The organism is Stenotrophomonas sp. 96582_Sma (assembly GCF_056480905.1).
In genome coordinates this window covers 1674048-1693669 of the sequence record NZ_CM151122.1, presented here as the reverse complement: position 1 = coordinate 1693669, position 19622 = coordinate 1674048, and the positions used below count along the sequence as shown (strand labels likewise).

At 65.4% G+C, this 19622-nt stretch carries 14 protein-coding genes and 1 tRNA gene; 4 read left to right on the top strand and 11 right to left on the bottom strand.

The window, feature by feature from the left end; genetic code table 11:
* The first annotated feature begins 27 nt into the window (after positions 1–27).
* Positions 28–2523 (top strand): TonB-dependent receptor, encoded by a 2496-nt coding sequence (locus ACZK2R_RS07925; RefSeq protein ID WP_180838527.1) that lies wholly within the window; start codon positions 28–30, stop codon positions 2521–2523.
* Complete coding sequence (locus ACZK2R_RS07920) at positions 2523–3629, top strand: YdcF family protein (RefSeq protein ID WP_180838528.1); 1107 nt, start codon at positions 2523–2525, stop codon at positions 3627–3629. Before ACZK2R_RS07925 ends, ACZK2R_RS07920 begins: the two co-directional genes overlap by 1 nt.
* 17 nt (positions 3630–3646) lie before the next feature.
* On the opposite strand, the gene fauA is transcribed toward ACZK2R_RS07920, so the two are convergent.
* Positions 3647–5818 carry a TonB-dependent alcaligin siderophore receptor FauA gene (fauA, locus tag ACZK2R_RS07915; protein WP_180838529.1) on the bottom strand — a complete coding sequence of 724 codons (2172 nt, stop codon included), beginning with the start codon at positions 5816–5818 and terminating at the stop codon, positions 3647–3649.
* 111 nt (positions 5819–5929) lie between these two features.
* A complete protein-coding gene (locus tag ACZK2R_RS07910) occupies positions 5930–6868 on the bottom strand; it encodes a helix-turn-helix transcriptional regulator (protein WP_049422688.1) in 939 nt (312 codons plus the stop codon).
* A gap of 139 nt (positions 6869–7007) precedes the next feature.
* On the opposite strand from ACZK2R_RS07910, the gene ACZK2R_RS07905 reads away from it, so the two are divergent.
* Together ACZK2R_RS07905 and ACZK2R_RS07900 are read left to right on the top strand one after the other, a co-directional pair.
* Entirely contained in the window at positions 7008–9338 is a 2331-nt protein-coding gene (locus ACZK2R_RS07905; protein WP_180838530.1) for a TonB-dependent receptor, read from the top strand.
* Between the two features lie 121 nt (positions 9339–9459).
* Positions 9460–9915 carry a DUF4189 domain-containing protein gene (locus ACZK2R_RS07900; RefSeq protein WP_180838531.1) on the top strand — a complete coding sequence of 152 codons (456 nt, stop codon included), beginning with the start codon at positions 9460–9462 and terminating at the stop codon, positions 9913–9915.
* An 84-nt stretch (positions 9916–9999) separates the two neighbouring features.
* On the opposite strand, the gene ACZK2R_RS07895 is transcribed toward ACZK2R_RS07900, so the two are convergent.
* The 9 genes from ACZK2R_RS07895 to hflX form a co-directional block, all read right to left on the bottom strand.
* A tRNA-Ser gene (locus tag ACZK2R_RS07895) sits at positions 10000–10092 on the bottom strand.
* 78 nt (positions 10093–10170) lie between these two features.
* Complete coding sequence (csrA, locus tag ACZK2R_RS07890; protein ID WP_004152909.1) at positions 10171–10374, bottom strand: carbon storage regulator CsrA; 204 nt, start codon at positions 10372–10374, stop codon at positions 10171–10173.
* Between the two features lie 147 nt (positions 10375–10521).
* Positions 10522–13170 carry an alanine--tRNA ligase gene (alaS, locus tag ACZK2R_RS07885; RefSeq protein WP_125895286.1) on the bottom strand — a complete coding sequence of 883 codons (2649 nt, stop codon included), beginning with the start codon at positions 13168–13170 and terminating at the stop codon, positions 10522–10524.
* Between the two features lie 109 nt (positions 13171–13279).
* On the bottom strand, positions 13280–13771 hold the full coding sequence (recX, locus tag ACZK2R_RS07880) for a recombination regulator RecX (RefSeq protein WP_125895284.1): 492 nt from the start codon (positions 13769–13771) through the stop codon (positions 13280–13282).
* 110 nt (positions 13772–13881) lie between these two features.
* Positions 13882–14919 carry a recombinase RecA gene (recA, locus tag ACZK2R_RS07875; RefSeq protein ID WP_010484252.1) on the bottom strand — a complete coding sequence of 346 codons (1038 nt, stop codon included), beginning with the start codon at positions 14917–14919 and terminating at the stop codon, positions 13882–13884.
* A gap of 204 nt (positions 14920–15123) precedes the next feature.
* Positions 15124–15759 (bottom strand): transcriptional repressor LexA, encoded by a 636-nt coding sequence (lexA, locus tag ACZK2R_RS07870; protein ID WP_032128412.1) that lies wholly within the window; start codon positions 15757–15759, stop codon positions 15124–15126.
* Positions 15760–15971: 212 nt separating this feature from the next.
* Positions 15972–17654 (bottom strand): 2-polyprenylphenol 6-hydroxylase, encoded by a 1683-nt coding sequence (ubiB, locus tag ACZK2R_RS07865; protein ID WP_110714292.1) that lies wholly within the window; start codon positions 17652–17654, stop codon positions 15972–15974.
* A gap of 34 nt (positions 17655–17688) precedes the next feature.
* Entirely contained in the window at positions 17689–18183 is a 495-nt protein-coding gene (locus ACZK2R_RS07860) for a CinA family protein (protein ID WP_010484249.1), read from the bottom strand.
* A 122-nt stretch (positions 18184–18305) separates the two neighbouring features.
* On the bottom strand, positions 18306–19616 hold the full coding sequence (hflX, locus tag ACZK2R_RS07855; protein ID WP_032128411.1) for a ribosome rescue GTPase HflX: 1311 nt from the start codon (positions 19614–19616) through the stop codon (positions 18306–18308).
* Between the last annotated feature and the right edge of the window lie 6 nt (positions 19617–19622).

Sequence of the window (19622 nt, the reverse complement as noted above, 5' to 3'; positions counted from 1 at the left end):
CCCCCTTCCCTGCATGGCCGCCCTCCGATGAACATCAGCCCCCTGGTCCTGGGCATCTCCCTGGCCCTGATCTCCCTGCACGGCAGCGCGTCTGCGCAGGACGCCCCCGTCCAGAACAAGGACAGCGCCGATGCCGCAACACTTGATGCGGTGGTGGTCACCGGCGCGGCACGCACCCAGCGTCGCTTCGATGCGTCCTTCGCCGTCAATTCACTCAGCCGCGAAGACGTGCAGAAGCTCGCACCGAAAAGCTACGCCGACCTGCTCGGCTCGGTTCCCGGCATCCATGTCGAGGCCACCGGCGGCGAGGTGCAGAACATCACCCGGCTGCGCGGCATTCCCACCGATCGTGGCTTCATCGCCTTCCAGCAGGACGGCCTGCCGCTCTACCAGGAGCTGGATGGCCACTTCTTCAATTCCGGCGACGGCATGAACCGGTTCGACGTGATGAACCAGCGGGTGGAGATCGTGCGCGGCGGGCCGGCGCCGATCTATGCCAGCAGCGGCGGCGCCATCGTCAACAACATCCTGGCCGAGGGCTCGGAAGAGACCCACGGCAAGGCGCAGCTGACCATCGGCGATACCGGGCTGTACCGCGGCGAGATGTACCAGTCCGGCGCGCTGGGCAAGGACACCTTCTACGCCGTCGGTGGCTTCCTGCGCCAGAACGATGGGTACCGCGACAACGGCTTCCCGAACGACAAGGGCGGGCAGATCCGTGGCAACATCAAGCACTACTTCGACGACACCAGTTGGTTCAAGGTCAGCGGCACCTTCGTTGACGACCACAATACGTTCTACCTGCCGATCCCGGTCGCCGACCCTCGCAATCCCAGCGTGTCGCTGGATCCCTACATCGACTACTTCGACGGTACGCTGAACTCGCCGTCACTGCGCAGCGTCAACCTGAAGTACCTCGATGGCGGCGGTGTCCTGCAGGGCATGAACCGCGACCTGGCCGATGGCCGCCACATGCGCTTCGGCAACATCGGCTTCCAGTACGAGAACACCGCCAGCGATTGGACGATCTCGCTGAAAACCGGCTACACCAAGGGCCGCAATACGTTCGACGCGCTGTACTCGACCACCAACCCGGTCGACGCACGCACTTTCGCCAACGGCTATCTGGGTGCGGCCCGCAGCGCCTTCGGTGCCGGCGTCGCGCGGATGGGCTACGCGCTGGCCGGCAGCAACGGCGCCAGCGCCTACGATCCCTACGCCGACTCTGGCCTGGTGATCTCGGCGCAGTACCGTGCCGCAGATTCGGACTTCTACTCCGGGCAAGCCGACTTCAGCGCGACTCGGCTGTTTGAAACGGCCTGGGGCAGCCACGATCTGAACATCGGTGCGTACACCGCCTTCTTCGGCACCACGTCCTTCAGCCTGTACCAGGACATGCTGATGGAGATGCGCGGCAAGCCACGCCTGCTGGATCTGGTGGCCTACGGCAACGATGGCGCGCCGCTGGGATATGTCACCGACAAGGGCACGCTGCGCTATACCACCACCCTCAATCGCGGCAAGGTCGATGCCCGCATGTTCGCGGTCTACGCCAATGACACGTGGGCACTGACGGATCGCTTCAAGCTTGATGCCGGCATCCGCCATGAACGCTACCGCTACGAAGGCTATGCGGAGCAGACCGCCCAGGTCGACCTCGGCGATCGCAGCACACTGGCCGACAACACCACACGCCGTTTCACCGGCGTCGTCCAGAACCATCGCCTGAATCCGTCCGCCACCAACTGGACGGTCGGTGCGAACTTCGACTTCACCCCTGCAGTGGGCGCCTACGCCCGCGTGTCGCACATGGAGATCGTTCCCAACTCGTCGGTGGCGCGCTCGATCGATCCGACCATCGTGCAGACCCAGCTGGACCAGTACGAGCTGGGCCTGAAGGCGGCTTTTGGCCGGTCCTACCTGTACCTGACCGCGTTCTACACGAAGTTCGATCCACTCAACGCGTCCTTCGTTGCCTTCAATCCGACGACCGGCCGCAATGACCAGTCGGTGCCCTTCATCGGTACCGCCGTCTCCAAGGGCATCGAACTGGATGGCCTGTTCCGGCCGCTGGACTGGTTCAGCATCGCCGGTTCGATCACGGTCAGCGATCCGCAGTACGACAGCCTGCAGAACGATTCCGGTGCCGATCCGGCGGCGGTCAATGGCAAGCAGATCGTTCGCGAACCCAAGCTCTACGGCAACCTGCGACCGACTTTCAGTTTCCAGCACGGCCAGGACCAGTTCGAGACCTGGCTGCGCTATGACGTAGTCGGCAAGTCCTACGTCGATCTGTTCAACCAGACAGCGCTGCCTGCCTACCAGACCCTGGGCCTGGGCGTTTCATGGAAGCGCGGCAACTGGGGCGCACAGCTGGTGGGCGACAACCTGACCAATGAAAAGGGGCTCACCGAGGGCAACACCCGCACCGACGCCCTGGCCGGACAGGGTTCGGCCGAGGCAATCTATGGACGGCCGCTGTTCGGCCGCAACGTCCGCCTGATGGTCAGCAGGAGCTGGTGATGCACCGACGATTGAGCTTGTCCCTCGCCCTGCTGGCCACGGCTGTGCTACCGCTTGCAGCGGCCGCTGACGACCGTGACAGCGCGGCACTGGCCGGGCGCTTGTTTCCAACCCTGGTGCAGCTGAAGCACGACGCACTGCCCGCCCCTGCGCGCGCCCTCATGGTCGAACGCACGCAGCGCATGACTGGCTGCCGGACGGCGGCCTGCACACTCGAGGCCGCGCGCTGGACGCCGGCGCAGGCCGATCTGCTGGCCACCACGGTTCCGGCGCGCGCCGATGCCATCGAAAGAGAGCTGGCGGGCCTCAACAACATTCTCTCCGTCTATGGCCAGGGCCAGCCGCCCCGCTACGACGCCATCGACGGCCCCGTCGGCGCGGCAGGCAGCACGCGACTGGCCGGAGATGTTGCCATTGCCATGCAGATGAGCGAAGTGGACGCCGGCGCGGCCTACACCGCATTCGATCGCAGCATCGCCGTGGCGGTGGGCCTGCTTGATGCCAATGACCGCCTCGATGCGATCCGCTTCGAGCCCCTCAACGCGGGAATGAACGCCGCGCCAGTCGCGCGCGCGCGGCAGTTCGATTGGAATGCGCATCCGTACACAGCGATCATCGTGCTGGGCCAGGGACCGGACGAGCTGACCACCCCACTCAGCGCTGGCAGCAAGCTGCGCCTGAAAGCCGCTGCGCAGCGCTATGCGGCGGGCGATGCACCTTTCATCATCGTCTCCGGTGGCGCCGTGCATCCACGCGGCACCCGAAGCGTCGAAGCGGTGCAGATGCGCGAAGCGCTGATCGCGCGCTTCGGCATTCCCGCAGATGCGATCATCATCGAACCGTATGCCCGCCACACCACCACCAACCTGCGCAACGCGGCGCGGCTGCTGACCGCGCTGCAGGCACCGCCGCAGCAACCGGCACTGGTGGTCAGCAGTCCATCGCATATCGATTCGGTCGCCAGCAACGGGTTCAATGAGCGCAACCGTCGTGAGCTGGGCTACGTTCCCGGCACGGTCGGTTCACGCATTTCGCCGTACGCGATCACGTTCGTGCCAGCGCCCGAATCACTTCGCATCGACCCGATGGATCCATTGGACCCCTGAAAGGCGCGACGTCATCCTCAGTAGCCGACCTTCAGCGTGAACATCACGTTTCGCGGTGCACCGTACCAGCCCTGGTTGTAGAAGCCGATCTGCGAGTAATAGTGGCGGTCGAACAGATTGTTGATGTTGACCGCCGCCGACACGTTGGAACTGAACTGGTAGCGCGCCATCAGGTTGACCAGTGCGTAGCTGGGCTGCTCCACGGGCACACGGCGATTCCCTGGCGCGGTGGCGGTCTGGTACATGCGGTTCTGCCAGTCAACGCCACCGCCGATCGTCAGCCGGTCCCAGGCACCCGGCAGCCGCCAGGTGGTGAACAGCTTGAACAGGCTGCGCGGCTTGGCGGTGTTGATCGCCCGTCCCTGTGCATCCTGCGCGATGAAGGTGGTGAAGCTGGTACCCAGGCTCCAGCCCGGTAGCGGCTCGCCGGCCAGCTCCAGTTCCAGGCCATCCACGGTTGCGCCCTTCACCGCACGGTAGGCCGCCTGCGTGCTGCCTTCGACCAGACCACCAGTGGCCTCGGCCAGGTTGTCCTGCTGGGTGCGGAACAGCGCGGCCGAAGCATTCAAACGCTCCTGCAGCCAGCTGCCCTTGAGGCCCAGCTCATAGCTGCGGCCACTGACCGGATCGAGGATCTGCCCGGATTCATTGCGGTTGTTCTGCGGCTTGAAGATGCCGGTGTAGCTGGCGTACACGCTGCTGTAGCTGTTGAGGTCCCAGACCACGCCGGCATACGGTACGAACTCGTTGCGGTAGCGGTACTTCCGCTTGGTGCCAAAGTAGACCTGGTCGGTCTCCCAGTTGCTCATGCGGCCACCGACGATCACGTGCAGCGGATCGGCCAGTGACAACCGCGCCACCGCGTAGGCACCGCTCTGATGGTTGTCCAGATCGTCGGCCTGGGTCTTGCTGCTGGCCCACATCGGCTCCGGCGTGCCCGGCCCGTGCCAGTCCAGATAGCTGGCCAGCGGCGGCAGCGGCGCCAGCGCGCGGTACTGCCCCAGCGCGATTTCATCACGTGAGCGCGACCAGCCGATGGACGCAGTGTGCTGGCGGCCGAACAGCTGGAACGGACCGGACAGGCTGGCACTGATCGCTTCGCGGCGCACCGGACCGTCGTAGCGGGTGAAGCTGTTGCCATTGGGCATGGCGCCGGTAACCGGATCGGGGTAGCCACCGCGATAGAGATGCTTCATTTCCATGTCGGTATGCGAGCGGCTGTAGGACACGCGCGCCTGCCAGTCGTTGCCGAAACGATGGTTGAAGTCGAAGAAGCCATTGCGGGTGTCGGTGGTCATCCGTGCCCACGGCGCGGTGGCTGATAACGAGCGGTCGAAACGGGTGCGCGTGCCATCGGCGTTGAACAGCGCGAAGCCGCTGCCGAAGCCACGGTTGTCGTTGCCTTGGTAGGAGATGCCGGCGATCAACCCGGTGTCCTCGCCCAAGTCCACGCTGACCACGCCGTAGAGCGTCTTCGCCGTACTGTCCAGGCCAGCGGTGTAGCTGTCGCCCTCTGCCTGCGCGGCCACCAGGCGACCACGCACACGCCCTTCCCGGCTCAGCGGGCTGGACACATCCGCCCACGCGCGCCGTGCGTCCCAGCTGCCGAGGCTGATGCCACCACTGGCAGCGAACTCGCGCAGCGGGCGCTTGCGCACGTAGTTCACTGCCGCCGAGGGATTGCCGGCGCCGGTCATCAGGCCGTTGGCGCCGCGCACGATCTCGATGCGGTCATACACCACCATGTCCAGGTTGTTCTCGCCGAAATTCCACGGCGACAGCACCGGCATCACCACGCCATCGAACTGGTAGTTGTCGATGTCGAAGCCGCGTGCGGAGAACGAGTAGCGGTTGGCGTCGCTGCGCGTGACCGAGATGCCAGGTGCGGTCGCCAAGGCATCGGCGGTGCTGAGCAGGCCACGGTCCTCGATCTGCTGGCGGGTGACCACGCTGACGGATTGCGGGGTCTGCCGCGAGGTCAGCGACAGTCCGGTCGCCGTGCCCATCGAGTCGGTGGTGTAGGAACGCGACGTTTCCGTGCTGCCATCGAGGTCGGCCGTGACCTGCACGGTTGGAAGCTGGGAAGGCGTTACGGACGGAGTGCGTTCGGCGGCGTGGGCAGCGTTGAACAGCGCCAGGGTCGTGCCGATGGCGCTAGCCAGGGCACACGGGCGGAAACAGGCAGGCATGGGAGATCCAGCGGGAAGGAAAGGCTGGATGAGAATTATTGTCATTTGAGCGTGAGCGTACGTATGCGCGGACGCAGCAGGCGTATGCGCACTGCCGACGGTGGTCCGGACTCAGCGAAGCTCGCTGGGCGCGATGCCGTAGCGCGCGCGGAATGCGGTCGCGAAATTGGTGGCGTGCCGGTAGCCGACGAAATGTGCGGCCTGCTGCACGCTGCAGCCCTGCCGCAGCTGCTCGCAGGCCAGCTGCAGGCGCCGCTCGCGCAGCCAGGCGAACACCGAACACCGGTGCACCTGCTGGAACTTCAGCCGCAGGCTGCTCGGGCTCATGCAGGCCAGGCGCGCCAGATCCTCCAGACTGTGGTCAGCCGCAGGTGATGCCTGCAGGCAGTCGATCACCCGTTGCAGCATGCGGCGATCACGTGCTGAAACACGCTGGTCCGGCGATGCCTCCTGGGCAGGCGCACCCAACGCCATCGCCAGCATCTGCAGGCCCACACCCTCGCACAGCAGCGCATGCATTGCGCCCTGCCAGGTCCCCGACAGCAACTGTTCGGCGGCATGTTCAAGATGCGCGGGTACCTGCCAGCTGTGCAGCCGCCGGCGACCATGGCGATGCGCCTGCAACAGCAGTTCGCTGATCACCGGATCATCCATCTCGGCCGGTGCATCCAGCGAGACATTCAGACTGCGCATCCGTTGACCGGCCGGATGAATCGCAGTCATCGGCGTGGCATCGGCCAACACCATCGCGCCGGCGCCGCGGTTCATGCCGATCACAGCCTGCCCTTCCAGGCGTGCTCCGGCACGACCTTCCAGCATCACGATCGCAGCGAACGGCGGGGGTGCCTCCGAAGTCGCCTCGAACGGCTGATGCGCGACCACGTCCGACAGCGCCAGGCTGATGCCAGGGCGCAAGCAGCGCTGTTCCACCCTGCCCTCGACCACGCACAGCGCGCCCGAATCGGCGGCGGACGCGAGTGCTGGCAGCCGATAGCGGAAACCACTGCTGCGGCCCAAGCGGTCCAGGTCGGCGAGGGTGAGGCTGTGCATGGTGCGCCCGTGAAAAATCACCCGCCATTCTCATATGAGAACCGTTCTCATATCCAGCCCTGGTGGCAAGGCCCAATCCGCCCTTGTCGATACAAATAGTTACGTTATAACATTTCACATCAACTTCACGGATCGTGTCATGCGCCGCCATCTCCTTGCTGCAGCCATTCTGTTCGTCGTCCACACCGCCCAGGCCGCGGACGAACCCACCCTCCCCACCCTCCAGGTCCAGGCCTCCCAACCCTCGCGCATCGACAGCCGGGTCACCGTCGACAATCCGCAGGCGCAGAACCGCACCCTCGGCGGCCTGCTCGAACACGTCTCCGGTGTGCAGAGCAGCGCCTTCGGGCCAAACGCGGGCGCTCCGGTCATCCGCAGCCTCAGCGGCAACCGTGTGCAGATCCTGCAGGACGGCCAATCGATTCTGGGCATGAACGCGATCAGCGGTGACATCAACATCCCGTTCGATCCGCTGTTCGTGCGCAGCGTCACCGTCAACAAGTCCTCCGACACCGTGCGCTATGGGGGCAATGCGATCGGCGGCAGCGTGGAGATCGACTCGGGCCTGATCTCGCGCAGCATGGAAGACAGGGATCAGTCGATGGAACTGGTCCTGCGCAAGGGCTTCAACGCGGCCGACGCGCAGGGCTTCCGCATGAACTTCAACAATCAGCGCAACATCTCCACCAATCTGCAGGTGTCGCGGCAGCGCATCTCGCACTACGACATCCCCGGCAACAGCAAGGCCAGCGTCTGCAACACCGGGCTGTTCCCGGCAGGCGGGGGCGTCAACTCGGCACTGGCCGACGCCTGCCAGAAAGAGGCGCGCGTCCAGCAGATCTACAACAAGGCCTCGCAGCCATACATCGACCAGTTCATGACCGAGAACCCGGACTGGGCCGATGGTGATTTCTCGTTCTACACCAACAATCCGACATCGGTCTGGCAGCGCCGTACCTACGTCAATCCGGTCAACCCGGCCTACGTCGCAGGCACGCCTTCATACGTGCAGAAGCAGATCAACAACGATGTGACTCCCGATTACCACCACCGGCTGGGCAACAGCTATGCACGCAATTCGCAGGTGGCCTTCGGTTCGACGCTGTTCTTCGACCGCGGTTACGTCGGTGTCAGCATTGATGCCAAGGACAGCGAGTACGGCGTTCCAGGCTTCTCGATGCAGAACCTGTCGTTCGGTTCCAACTATGCCGATGGCCTGCCGGTGGGCGTGGTGATCAAGCAACAGCGCTACGCGCTGGAAGCCCTGCTGCGTGATCCACTACCGTGGTTCGAGCGCGCGGAACTCCGCGTTTCCAAGCTGGACAACACCTCAGGCGAGCGGCTGGGCGCCACCAAGGCCAACGACTACGATTTCGAGAGCACCCAGGCCGAGCTGCTGCTCAGCCATCAACGCATCGGCCCGCTCAGCGGCCTGCTCGGTTTCAGCCATCAGTCGCGTGATGTCACCGGCAGTGGTTCTCAGCGCTACCTGCCGGACGTGGACACCCGCAGCAATGCGGTGTTCCTGAAGGAAACGCTCGACTTCGGCTGGGCCAGTTTCGACGCTGGCGTGCGCCACGAGCGCGTTGACCATGACCTGCAACCAAGCCGCTTCAAGACCGCGCGCAATGCCGCCAACACCAAACTGCAGGACCGCGACTACCGGCTCAACAGCTACAGCCTGGGTTCGTATGTCGAGCTGGGGCCGATGTTCGCGGCCAAGGTGCGCTACTCGTCTTCGCAACGTGCCCCGGAGATCAACGAGCTGTATGCCAGCAACGCACACTACTCGGTGATGACCCAGGAAGAAGGCAACCAGAATCTGGAACCGGAACGCGCGAAGAACCTGGAACTGACCGGCCTGTTCCATCTCGGCGGTTTCGAGCTCTCCGCCACCGCGTACCGGATGAAGTACGAGAATTATCTCTACCTCGGCTACTCCGGCCTGCAGACCGCCAACCGCCTGCCACTGAAGTACTGGAAGCAGACCGACACCACGGTGAAGGGCTTCGAGATCGATGCTTCGCAGGCATTGGACCTGGGCCGCTTCGGCACGTTGAATGTGTCCGCCTTCGCCGACCTGGTGAAGAACAAGGCCGACCGCCCCGATTCGCTGCGTGCCCACAATGACGGCGAGTACCTGCCGAACATGCCGACCAACCGCTACGGTGCCAACCTGCAATGGCAGCGCGAGGGCTGGAAGGCGCAGCTGTCCAGCACCTACTACGACACCCAGAAGTACCTCGGCCGCAATGTCAGCGAGGAAGTGCCACTGGATGCGTTCAACATGGTCGACCTGCAGGTCAGCCGCGAACTGCCGGTGCGCAACAGCTACATCGCCGGCGTGGAGGTGTTCGTCAACGGCAGCAACCTGCTCAATGAAGAAGCACGGCCGCACAATTCGCCGTTGAAGTACATCGCACCGTTGCCCGGGCGGGGCTTCCAGGTGGGTGTGACGGTGAAGCTCTGACAACCGGATGCATCGGTACACGCCTGCAGGCAGACGGCCTGCAGGCGTCGTCCATCGCCCCCCCTGCGTGGTTGCGCCACGCTCCCCGGTTGATTCACCATCGGCAGAAAAGGAGAGCGTGATGAACTGGAAGCATGCGGTTTCACTGGCGCTGTTGTTGTCCGTTTCATCAGGCGCAAGTGCTGCGTCTGCGATCACCTACGACAAGGATGGCCGCTACGGCTATTCGATGAACCAATCTTCCCTCACCACTGCGATGCAGCAGTCGCTGCACTACTGCGCAGCGCGATCGCGCAATTGCGGTCAGTCCGCCAGCACCAGCAGCGAAGGCTATTCGGCCATAGCGACCGGCACGATTGCGTTGGGCTTTGCACTGGGTGAGAAGACCGCGGACGCCGCGCAGCGGAAGGCCGAAAGAATGTGCAGGGAACGTGCCAACGACTGCACGCTTGCCTTGCTGTGGCGGGAAACCTCAACTCGCTATCTTGAACCGCCACAGCTGCCCGGTGCGCCCGCTCCGGCACCAGCGGCGACGCCCGCGCCAGTGCCTGCCACCCGTACGGATCAGCCAGGATAGCCAGCTCCACGCCGGCTGTACTTTCGAGTGTCGGATAAAGAAAAACGCCTGCAGATCGAGGATCTGCAGGCGCTTCTTTGTATCTGGCGGAGTGAGAGGGATTCGAACCCTCGATAGAGCTTTTGACCCTATACTCCCTTAGCAGGGGAGCCCCTTCGGCCACTCGGGCATCACTCCGGGGTTTTCTCCGCGTCTGGTGCGTTGCACCTCAGCGGGGCGTGAATCATAACGTTAATCGAGTGCGAAGGTAAAGCGTTATTCGGCAGAATTTTCGCTACCGGTGCCACCGGCTTCGTCACCGCGCTGGATGCGCTGATAGATCTCTTCGCGATGCACAGCGACGTCCTTCGGCGCGGTGATGCCGATACGCACCTGGTTACCCTTGACGCCAAGCACGGTGACGCTCACCGAGTCTCCGATCATCAGGGTTTCGCCGACGCGGCGAGTCAGGATCAACATTTTTGTAAGTCTCCATGGAACCGTGTGGAAGGGTATCCCCCACCGGCTTGACGCTCCGTCAAGAAGCGCTACCACGACAAAGGGAAAAGATTCGCAATGGTACCGTCAGCCGTCCCGCTCCTACAAGGAGGGGGACGGCCAGGTTCATCACAGGCGGGGGCTGACCCATTCGACGACTGCAGCCAGCGCAGTGGCAAGGGCGGGCCCGTCCTCGCCACCACCCTGGGCGAGGTCCGGGCGTCCGCCGCCCTTGCCCCCGATCTGACCGGCGATATGGGACAACAGTTCCCCGGCCTTGACCTTGCCCATTGCGCTGCCGTTCACACCTGCGACCAGGGCAGCCTTGCCGTCCTGGGCGCCGGCCAGCACGATCACCGCATCGCCCAGCTGCTGCTTCAGGCGGTCCATGGCGTCACGCAGGGCCTTGGCATCGAAGCCCTCCAGACGGGCGGCCAGCACCTTCACACCGGCAACCTCGACCGCCTGGCCGGACAGGTCGGCGGTAGCACCGGCGGCAACCTTGGCCTTCACGGCGTCCAGTTCGCGCTCCAGCTGCTTCTGGCGCTGGCCGAGGGCACGGATCTTCTCGACCACGTCGGCAGCGCTGCCACCGAGCAGGTCGGCGGCTTCGGCCAGGCGAGCCTCTTCGGCGTCCACGTAGTCCAGGGCGCCCTGGCCGGTGACCGCTTCGATACGGCGCACGCCAGCGGAGACACCACCCTCGGAGGTGATCTTGAACAGGCCGATGTCGCCGGTGCGGTTGACGTGGGTACCGCCGCACAGCTCGGTGGAGTAGTCACCCATCTTCAGCACGCGCACGTGTTCGCCGTACTTCTCGCCGAACAGGGCCATCGCGCCGAAGTCCAGCGCTTCCTGCATGCCCATGTTGTGCACTTCGGCAGCGTTGTTGGCACGCACCTGCTGGTTGACCTTGCGCTCGATCACGGCCAGCTCTTCCGCGCTGATCGGCTGGAAGTGCGAGAAGTCGAAGCGCAGGCGGTCCGGCGCCACCAGCGAGCCCTTCTGCTGCACGTGGGTGCCCAGCACTTCGCGCAGGGCGGCATGCAGCAGGTGGGTGGCGGAGTGGTTGAGGATGGTGGCGCCACGGCGCTCGCCATCGACCTGGCCGGACAGCACATCACCGACCTTCAGGCCGCCTTCGGACAGGGTGCCGACGTGGCCATGGAACTGGCCGGCGAACTTCTGGGTGTCTTCTACCGCCAGGCGCACGCCGTTGCCGGTGAGCACGCCGGTGTCGCCGACCTGGCCGCCGGACTCGGCGTAGAACGGGGTCTGGTTGGTGATCACGATGACCGCATCACCGGCATCGGCCGACTGCACCGGACGACCGTCCTTGAGCAGGGCCAGCACGGTCAGGCCGTCGGCCTGCAGGCGGTCATACCCCAGGAACACGGTCGGGCTGAGGGTCGCCACCAGCTCGGCCGGCAGGGTCACGCCGCCACCGAACTTGCCGGCCGCGCGCGCGGTCTCGCGCTGCTGCTCCATCGCCGCATCGAAGCCGGCGATGTCGACGGTCAGGTCGCGCTCGCGGGCGATGTCCTGGGTCAGGTCGAGCGGGAAGCCATAGGTGTCGTACAGGCGGAACGCATCAACGCCGGGGATCACGCCATTGCTGGCCTTGCCGGCAACGTCTTCGAAGATCTTCATGCCGGCGTCGAGGGTTTCAGCGAAACGCTCTTCTTCGGCCTGCAGCGCACGGGTGACGGTATCGACCGCCGCCGGCAGTTCCGGATAGGCCTCGCCCATCTGCTCGACCAGGGTCGGCACCAGCTTGCTGAAGAACGGCTGGCGCACACCCAGCATCCAGCCGTGGCGCAGGGCGCGGCGGATGATACGGCGCAGCACGTAGCCGCGGCCTTCGTTGGACGGCAGCACGCCGTCGACGATCAGGAACGAACAGGCACGGATGTGGTCGGCGATCACGCGCAGCGACTTGTTTTCCAGGTCGGCGGTGCCGGTCAGCTCGGACGCCTTGCGGATCAGCGCCTGGAACAGGTCGATCTCGTAGTTGGTGTGCACGTGCTGCAGGATCGCCGCCAGGCGCTCCAGGCCCATGCCGGTATCCACGCACGGCGCCGGCAGCGGCACCAGGGTGCCGTCGGGCTGGCGGTCAAACTGCATGAACACCAGGTTCCAGATTTCGATGAAGCGGTCGCCGTCCTCATCCGGGGAGCCCGGGGGGCCGCCGGCGATATGGTCGCCGTGGTCGTAGAAGATCTCGGTGCACGGGCCGCACGGACCGGTGTCGGCCATCTGCCAGAAGTTGTCCGAAGCGAACGGTGCGCCCTTGTTGTCGCCAATGCGCACGATGCGCTCTTCCGGCACGCCGACCATGTCGCGCCACAGTGCGTACGCTTCGTCATCGGTCTGGTAGACGGTGACCAGCAGGCGCTCGGCCGGCAGCTTCCAGACCTGGGTCAGTAGTTCCCAGGCCCAGGCGATCGCATCCTTCTTGAAGTAGTCGCCGAACGACCAGTTGCCCAGCATTTCGAAGAAAGTGTGGTGGCGTGCGGTGTAGCCGACCTGGTCGAGGTCGTTGTGTTTGCCGCCCGCGCGCAGGCAGCGCTGCACGTCGGCCGCGCGCACGTAGCTGCGCTTCTCCGCGCCAAGGAACACGTCCTTGAACTGCACCATGCCGGAGTTGGTGAACAGCAGGGTCGGATCATTGCCCGGCACCAGCGGCGCCGACGGCACGATGGTGTGGCCTTTGCCCTTGAAGAATTCAAGGAAGTCGCTGCGGATCTGGGAAGTCGTGAATTTGGCGGATGCGTTCATTGGGGGCTGGCAGTCTGCGGGCCGGCGGGCCCGGACCACCGGCCGCGTTGGCCAGGGTCGCGAGGGACCGCCGAAAACCTAAAGGGTATCAGGCCCGGCGCCGCCAGTCTCAGTCATCCGGGTCGTAGCGGGTCGCACGGCGGATGCTGTCGCCGTCGAAGCCCCGTCGGGCCAGCAGATCGGCGGCCTTGCGCCGCTGCGTCAGGTCCTGCGGACCGGCCTCGCCAAAGCGTCGGCGGACCAGATCACGGGCATTTTCCTGCCAGTCGCCTTCGTAGCTGTCCATCGCCGCGGCAATCGCGGCACTGTCCAGGCCGTGAGTGCCCAGCTCGGCGCGGACATGGATCGGCCCATAACCGGTGTTGGCGCGCATCCGCACCAGGTTCTCGGCGAAACGGGTGTCGTCCTGCCAGCCGGCCTCTGTCAACTTGGCCACAGCCGCCTGCGCGGCTTCGTCTTCGATACCGCGTGAGGTCAGCTTGCGGGTGAGCTCCTTGCGCGAGTGCTCGCGGCGGACCAGCAGGCCCAGAGCGCGTTGCACGGGCGTCTGCTCGCGCGGCCGGCGCTTGCGGCCGGTGGGAATGTCGTCGGCGTCGGACATCGGTGCTCCAAGGGTGGCGCCATCCGTGGCGCCCTGCCCATCCCTGGGCGATTCGAACCTGCGGGACAGGGCGACGTCACTGACGGCGCCGCCCTGCCCCACAGCAAGCCTTATTCGTCGTCGCCTTCGTCGTCGCCTTCCTCACGGCTGGCTTCGGTCGGCTGGAACTTCTCGCGCAGCTCGGCTTCAAGCTTGGCAGCGACCGTCGGGTTGTCGCGCAGGTAGCCACGGGCGTTGTCCTTGCCCTGGCCGATGCGCTCCTCACCGTAGCTGTACCAGGCGCCGGCCTTCTCGACCAGCTTGGCGTCCACACCCATGTCGATCAGCTCGCCCTCGCGGCTGATGCCTTCGCCGTACAGGATCTCGGTGATGACCTGCTTGAACGGAGGCGCCAGCTTGTTCTTGACGACCTTGATCTTGGTCTGGTTGCCAATGATCTCGTCGCCCTTCTTGATCGCGCCGATACGGCGGATGTCCAGGCGCACCGAAGCGTAGAACTTCAGCGCGTTGCCGCCGGTGGTGGTTTCCGGGCTCTGGCCCGGCATCATCACGCCGATCTTCATGCGCAGCTGGTTGATGAAGACCACCAGGGTGTTGGAGCGCTTGATGTTGCCGGTCAGCTTGCGCAGCGCCTGGCTCATCAGGCGGGCCTGCAGGCCCGGCAGCTGGTCGCCCATCTCGCCTTCGATTTCGGCCTTCGGGGTCAGCGCGGCGACCGAGTCGATCACCAGGATGTCCACCGAACCCGAACGGACCAGCATGTCGGCGATTTCCAGCGCCTGCTCGCCGGTATCCGGCTGCGACAGCAGCAGGTCGTCCACGTTCACGCCCAGCTTGGCGGCGTAGATCGGGTCCAGCGCGTGCTCGGCGTCGATGAAGGCCGCGGTGCCGCCCATCTTCTGGCATTCAGCGATGGCCTGCAGGGTCAGCGTGGTCTTGCCCGAGGATTCCGGCCCGTAGATTTCAACGACACGGCCCTTCGGCAGACCGCCAATGCCCAGCGCGATGTCGAGCATCAGCGAACCGGTCGGGATGGCTTCGACGGGCTCGACCACGCGGTCGCCCATGCGCATCACCGAGCCCTTGCCGAACTGCTTTTCGATCTGGCCCAGAGCTGCAGCGAGGGCGCGCTTCTTGTTCTCGTCCATCGGATTGGTCCTTGCAGAGGTCGTGTCGTTGGAGGTGCTGTCTTTGGGGGTCTTCTTTGCCATGGGTTCACTTTAAGTCGGACGTATCGCACAGGCTGAGATTCTGCCCGGCGCTCTGAAAAGAATTATCGGACATCCGTACCAACCTCAGTGGAACCAGAGAATCGCCACAAAAGACCGCGGGGTAATGCGCTATGGAACGGGTCAACGGTTGGGTCGCAACAGGCCGCAATAGAGGCCCTCAATCGAGAAGTCCTGGTCAGGCAGCACCTCGATCGGCTTGTAGTCGGGATTGCGCGGCAGCAGGCGGATACGATCCTTGGCGATCTTCAGCAGCTTGACGGTGATCTCGTCATCGATGCGGGCCACGACGATCTGTCCGGAATGAGCATCGCGGGTGCGGTGCACGCCGATCAGGTCACCGTCGAAGATGCCCTCGTCGATCATCGAATCGCCCTGCACCTTCAACAGGTAATCCGGTGCCGGCGAGAAGAACACCCGGTCCAGCACCACGAAGTCGTCCGAGCCGATATCGGCACCGATCGGCAGGCCGGCTGCGACACGGCCCAATACCGGCAGGCGCAGGACGCTGTCGGGCAGGCCCGGCTCGGCCAGCTTCTCGACCGGTGGCGCCTGTACCAGGCGGATGCCGCGGGCCTGGCCCGGGATGCGACGGATCGCACCGGCCTGCTCCAGGGCCTCCAGGTGGTACTGGGCCGCGCGCACGCCCTTGAAGCCGAACGCACGTGCGATTTCAGTCTGCGACGGCGGCGCGCCTTCGCTCTCGATACGCTCGGCGATCAACTGCAGGATCGCCTGCTGGGTGTCGGTCAGGTCCATGGTTAGTAGTATTACTACTAATGAGCAGGACTGCAAGTGCCGGGGGCGACACGGCGGCATCTGTGGTGCCGAGCCGTGCTCGGCGATCGTCGCTGGGCTTGGCCTGGCTGGCAGAGACAAAGGCGGAGCAAAAGCAGCCGACCAGCGGTCGGCTCTACAGGGATCGCGCAGCGATTCCGCGGTTCCCGTTGGGAACCGCTGCGGCAAGCACACTATGTGTGTTTGCCGCTTCTCCAGATCGAAAACAGGATCCAGACGCCGCAGAAGCCGGCGCCGATGAAGCCGCATACGCCCAGCGCCAGCAGCCAGCGGCTGGAGACGCCACCTACACTGTGCATCACGATGGATGAGCCGATGATCAGGGCAGCAGTGACGATGCCCATCACCAGCCGGTTCGCCGCACGGTTCACCTGCTCGCCGAAGCCCTGCAGCGCCGTGGTTTCCACCTTCAGCTGCAGGCGCCCACGGCGGGCGGCCTGGACCAGCTTGCGCAGGTCGCGGGGCAGTTCACCGGCGAAGTCGACCAGGCCCAGCAAGCTGCGGCGGCCGCGCTTGAGCAGGGCCTTGGGCGCATAGCGCTGCAGTACCACCCGTTCCAGGAACGGGCGCGCGGCGCTGGCCATGTCGAAATCCGGGTCCAGCTGCCGCCCCATCCCTTCCAGTGTCAGGAACGCCTTGATCATCAGCGCCAGGTCGGCCGGCAGGGTCAGGCTGTAGCTGCGCAGCAGCTGGGTGATGTCGCCCAGCATCAGACCGATGCGCAGGTCCTTCAGCGGCACGCCACGGTACTGGTCGACGAACTGGCTGATGTCGTGCTGCAGCCGGTTCTCGTCCACTTCCACGCCGCCGGCCCAGTCCAGCAGCACGTCGGCCACACCCTGCGGGTCCTGCTCGACCAGCCCGTGCAGCAGCTGCGCAACCTGGAAACGACGCACTTCGGACAGCGCACCGACCATGCCGAAATCGATCACGCCGATACGGCCGTCGCGCAGGTAGATGATGTTGCCGGGATGCGGATCGGCGTGGAAGCTGCCGTCCTCCAGCACCATCTTCAGCACGATGTCCGCACCGCGTCGCGCCAGTTCGCGCCGGTCCAGCCCCGCCGCATCGACGCCGGCCAGATCACGCCCTGGAATGCCGTCGACGAAGTCCTGCACGTTCAGGCTTTCGCAGGTCCACTGCCAGTGCACGTCGGGAATCAGGATGTCGTCGCGGCCCTTGAAGTTGCGCGCGATGCGCTCGGCATTGCGGCACTCGGCGGCGAAATCCAGCTCGCGGCGCAGCGACACCGTGAACTGCTGCACCACCTCGGCCGGGCGGTAACGACGCAGGTCCGGAAGCCGGGCTTCAACGATTTCGGCCAGGCGGGCCAGCAGCCGCAGGTCCGCTTCGACCACATCGCGGATGCCGGGGCGACGCACCTTCAGCACCACCTCGCGACCGTCATGCAGGCGCGCGCGATGGGCCTGCGCCAGCGAGGCGGCGGCCATCGGGGTTTCATCAAGGAAGGCGAACACTTCTGAAGGCGATGCGCCAAGATCGGCCTCGAGCTGCTCACGGATATCCGCGTACGGCAGCGCCGGTACTGCGTTCTGCAGTTCAGAGAGCTCGGCGATCCATTCCGGCGGCAGCAGGTCGACGCGCGTCGCCAGCACCTGGCCGAGCTTGACGAAGGTCGGGCCGAGATCCTGCATCGCGCTGCGCACGCGCACCGGCGCGGTCATCCGCAACAGTTCCTGCCGCTCCTCGTTCCAGTGCAGCAGGCGCCCTGCCCGCTCCAGCGTGCTGGCCAGGCCGATGCGCCGCACCACATCGCCGAAGCCATAGCGGATCAGGACGACGGCGATTTCCTGCAGTCGGCCCAGGTCACGGACCGTGCCCAGCGTTTCCCACATCATGCGTGCTCCGGACGATTACCGGATCAGCATGTCACAGCTGGGCGTCGATACCGCGCAATGCCGCCGCCACGGTTTGCCGGCGGATGGCTTCGCGGTCGCCATCGAACTGGAACAGCTCGGCACGGGCGTAGCCACCGCGGCGCTTCCAGCCGATCCAGACACTGCCGACGGGCTTGTCCGGGCTGCCACCGCCGGGTCCGGCAATGCCGGTCACCGCCACGGCGATACCGGCGCCGGAATTGACCAGCGCGCCGGACACCATTTCCAGCACGGTTTCGCGGCTGACCGCGCCGAACTGCTCCAGGGTCTGCGCACGCACGCCCAGCAGGCGCTGCTTGGCCTCGTAGCTGTAGACCACCATGCCGCAGTCGAAGAACGCCGAGGAACCGGCGATATCAGTCATGCACTTGGCGATCCAGCCACCACTGCAGCTTTCAGCGGTCACCAGCTGCAGCGAAGCCTGCTGCAGGCGCTGCCCGAGCGCGGCGGACTGGGCATTGAGTTCAGCGTCGGTGGGAATGGACATCGGCATGACGGTGGGGTGAAGAACCTGCACGTTGTACCGCAGATGACAGCTGGATGTCGCGCCCCTCCGGCACGGTTGCGCTGCCGGCCAGCGGCCGGCACCACCGGGCATGGGCCGCTACCTCACCACTCCGGCAGTTTCTCCGGCAGCAGCGCCCGGATCGGCGCGCCGTCGGCACTGGCAGCCAGCTTTTCGGCTTCTGCGATCGGCAGGTCGACCTGCAGCAGCCAGCCGTCTTCGTCGGCCTGCTCGCTGCGGATCACTTCCAGCTGGTGCAGGCGCGCACGCAGGCGGCCGGCATCCGGCGGCAGGCGCAGTTCGCCGGTGACATGCTGCAGGCCCAGGCGCTTGCCCAGCACTGCCTGCAGCAGCTCCAGGCCCTGCCCGTCACGCGCGGAAATCCACACCCGCTCGCGACGCGACTCATCCGGGATACCGTCCTGGCCATCGTGGCGAACGTCGGCGCCCTCGATCCGGTCAATCTTGTTGAACACCAGCAACTGCGGCAGGTCACCGGCACCGACCGCGGTCAGTACCTCGTCCACCTGGGCGATGCGCTCCTCGCGGTGCGGATCGGCGGCGTCGACCACGTGCAGCAGGAAATCGGCCTCGCGCGCCTCGGACAGGGTCGAGCGGAACGCAGCGACCAGGTCATGCGGCAGATCACGGACGAAGCCGACGGTGTCGGCCAGCACCACGTTGCCGCCCGGCACCGCGATGCGGCGCACGGTCGGGTCCAGCGTCGCGAACAGCTGGTCGGCGGCGTACGCCTCGGCGCCGGTCATGGCGTTGAACAGGGTCGACTTGCCGGCGTTGGTGTAGCCGACCAGGGCCACGCGCGGCAGCTCGCTGCGCACGCGCGCACGGCGCATCTGGGTGCGCTGCACCTCGACCTTTTCCAGCCGCTTCTGCAGCTGCTCGACACGCTTCTGCAACAGGCGGCGGTCGGTTTCCAGCTGGGTTTCACCCGGGCCACGCAGGCCGATCGAACCACCGCGCTGGCGCTCCAGGTGGGTCCAGCCGCGCACCAGCCGCGTGGCCAGGTGACGCAGCTGCGCCAGCTCGACCTGCAGCTTGCCTTCGTGGCTGTGCGCACGCTGGGCGAAGATGTCCAGGATCAGGCCGGTACGGTCGATCACCCGGCGCTCGAGGAAGCGTTCCAGGTTGCGCTCCTGGCCCGGGCTCAACGCATGGTTGACCAGGATCAGGTCGGCACCGCTGGCATCGGCCGCGGCCTTGATCTCGTCCAGCTTGCCGCTGCCGATCAGGGTCGACGGATTCGGACGATCCAGGCGTGCGGTGATCGTCGCGGCGATGCTGGCCCCAGCCGAGCGGGCCAGATCACCGAACTCTTCAAGCACATCGTCTTCCAGCTTGCCGAAATGGGGCTGGATCAACAGGGCGTGTTCGCCCTTCTTCGAGCGGTCAAACATTCACCG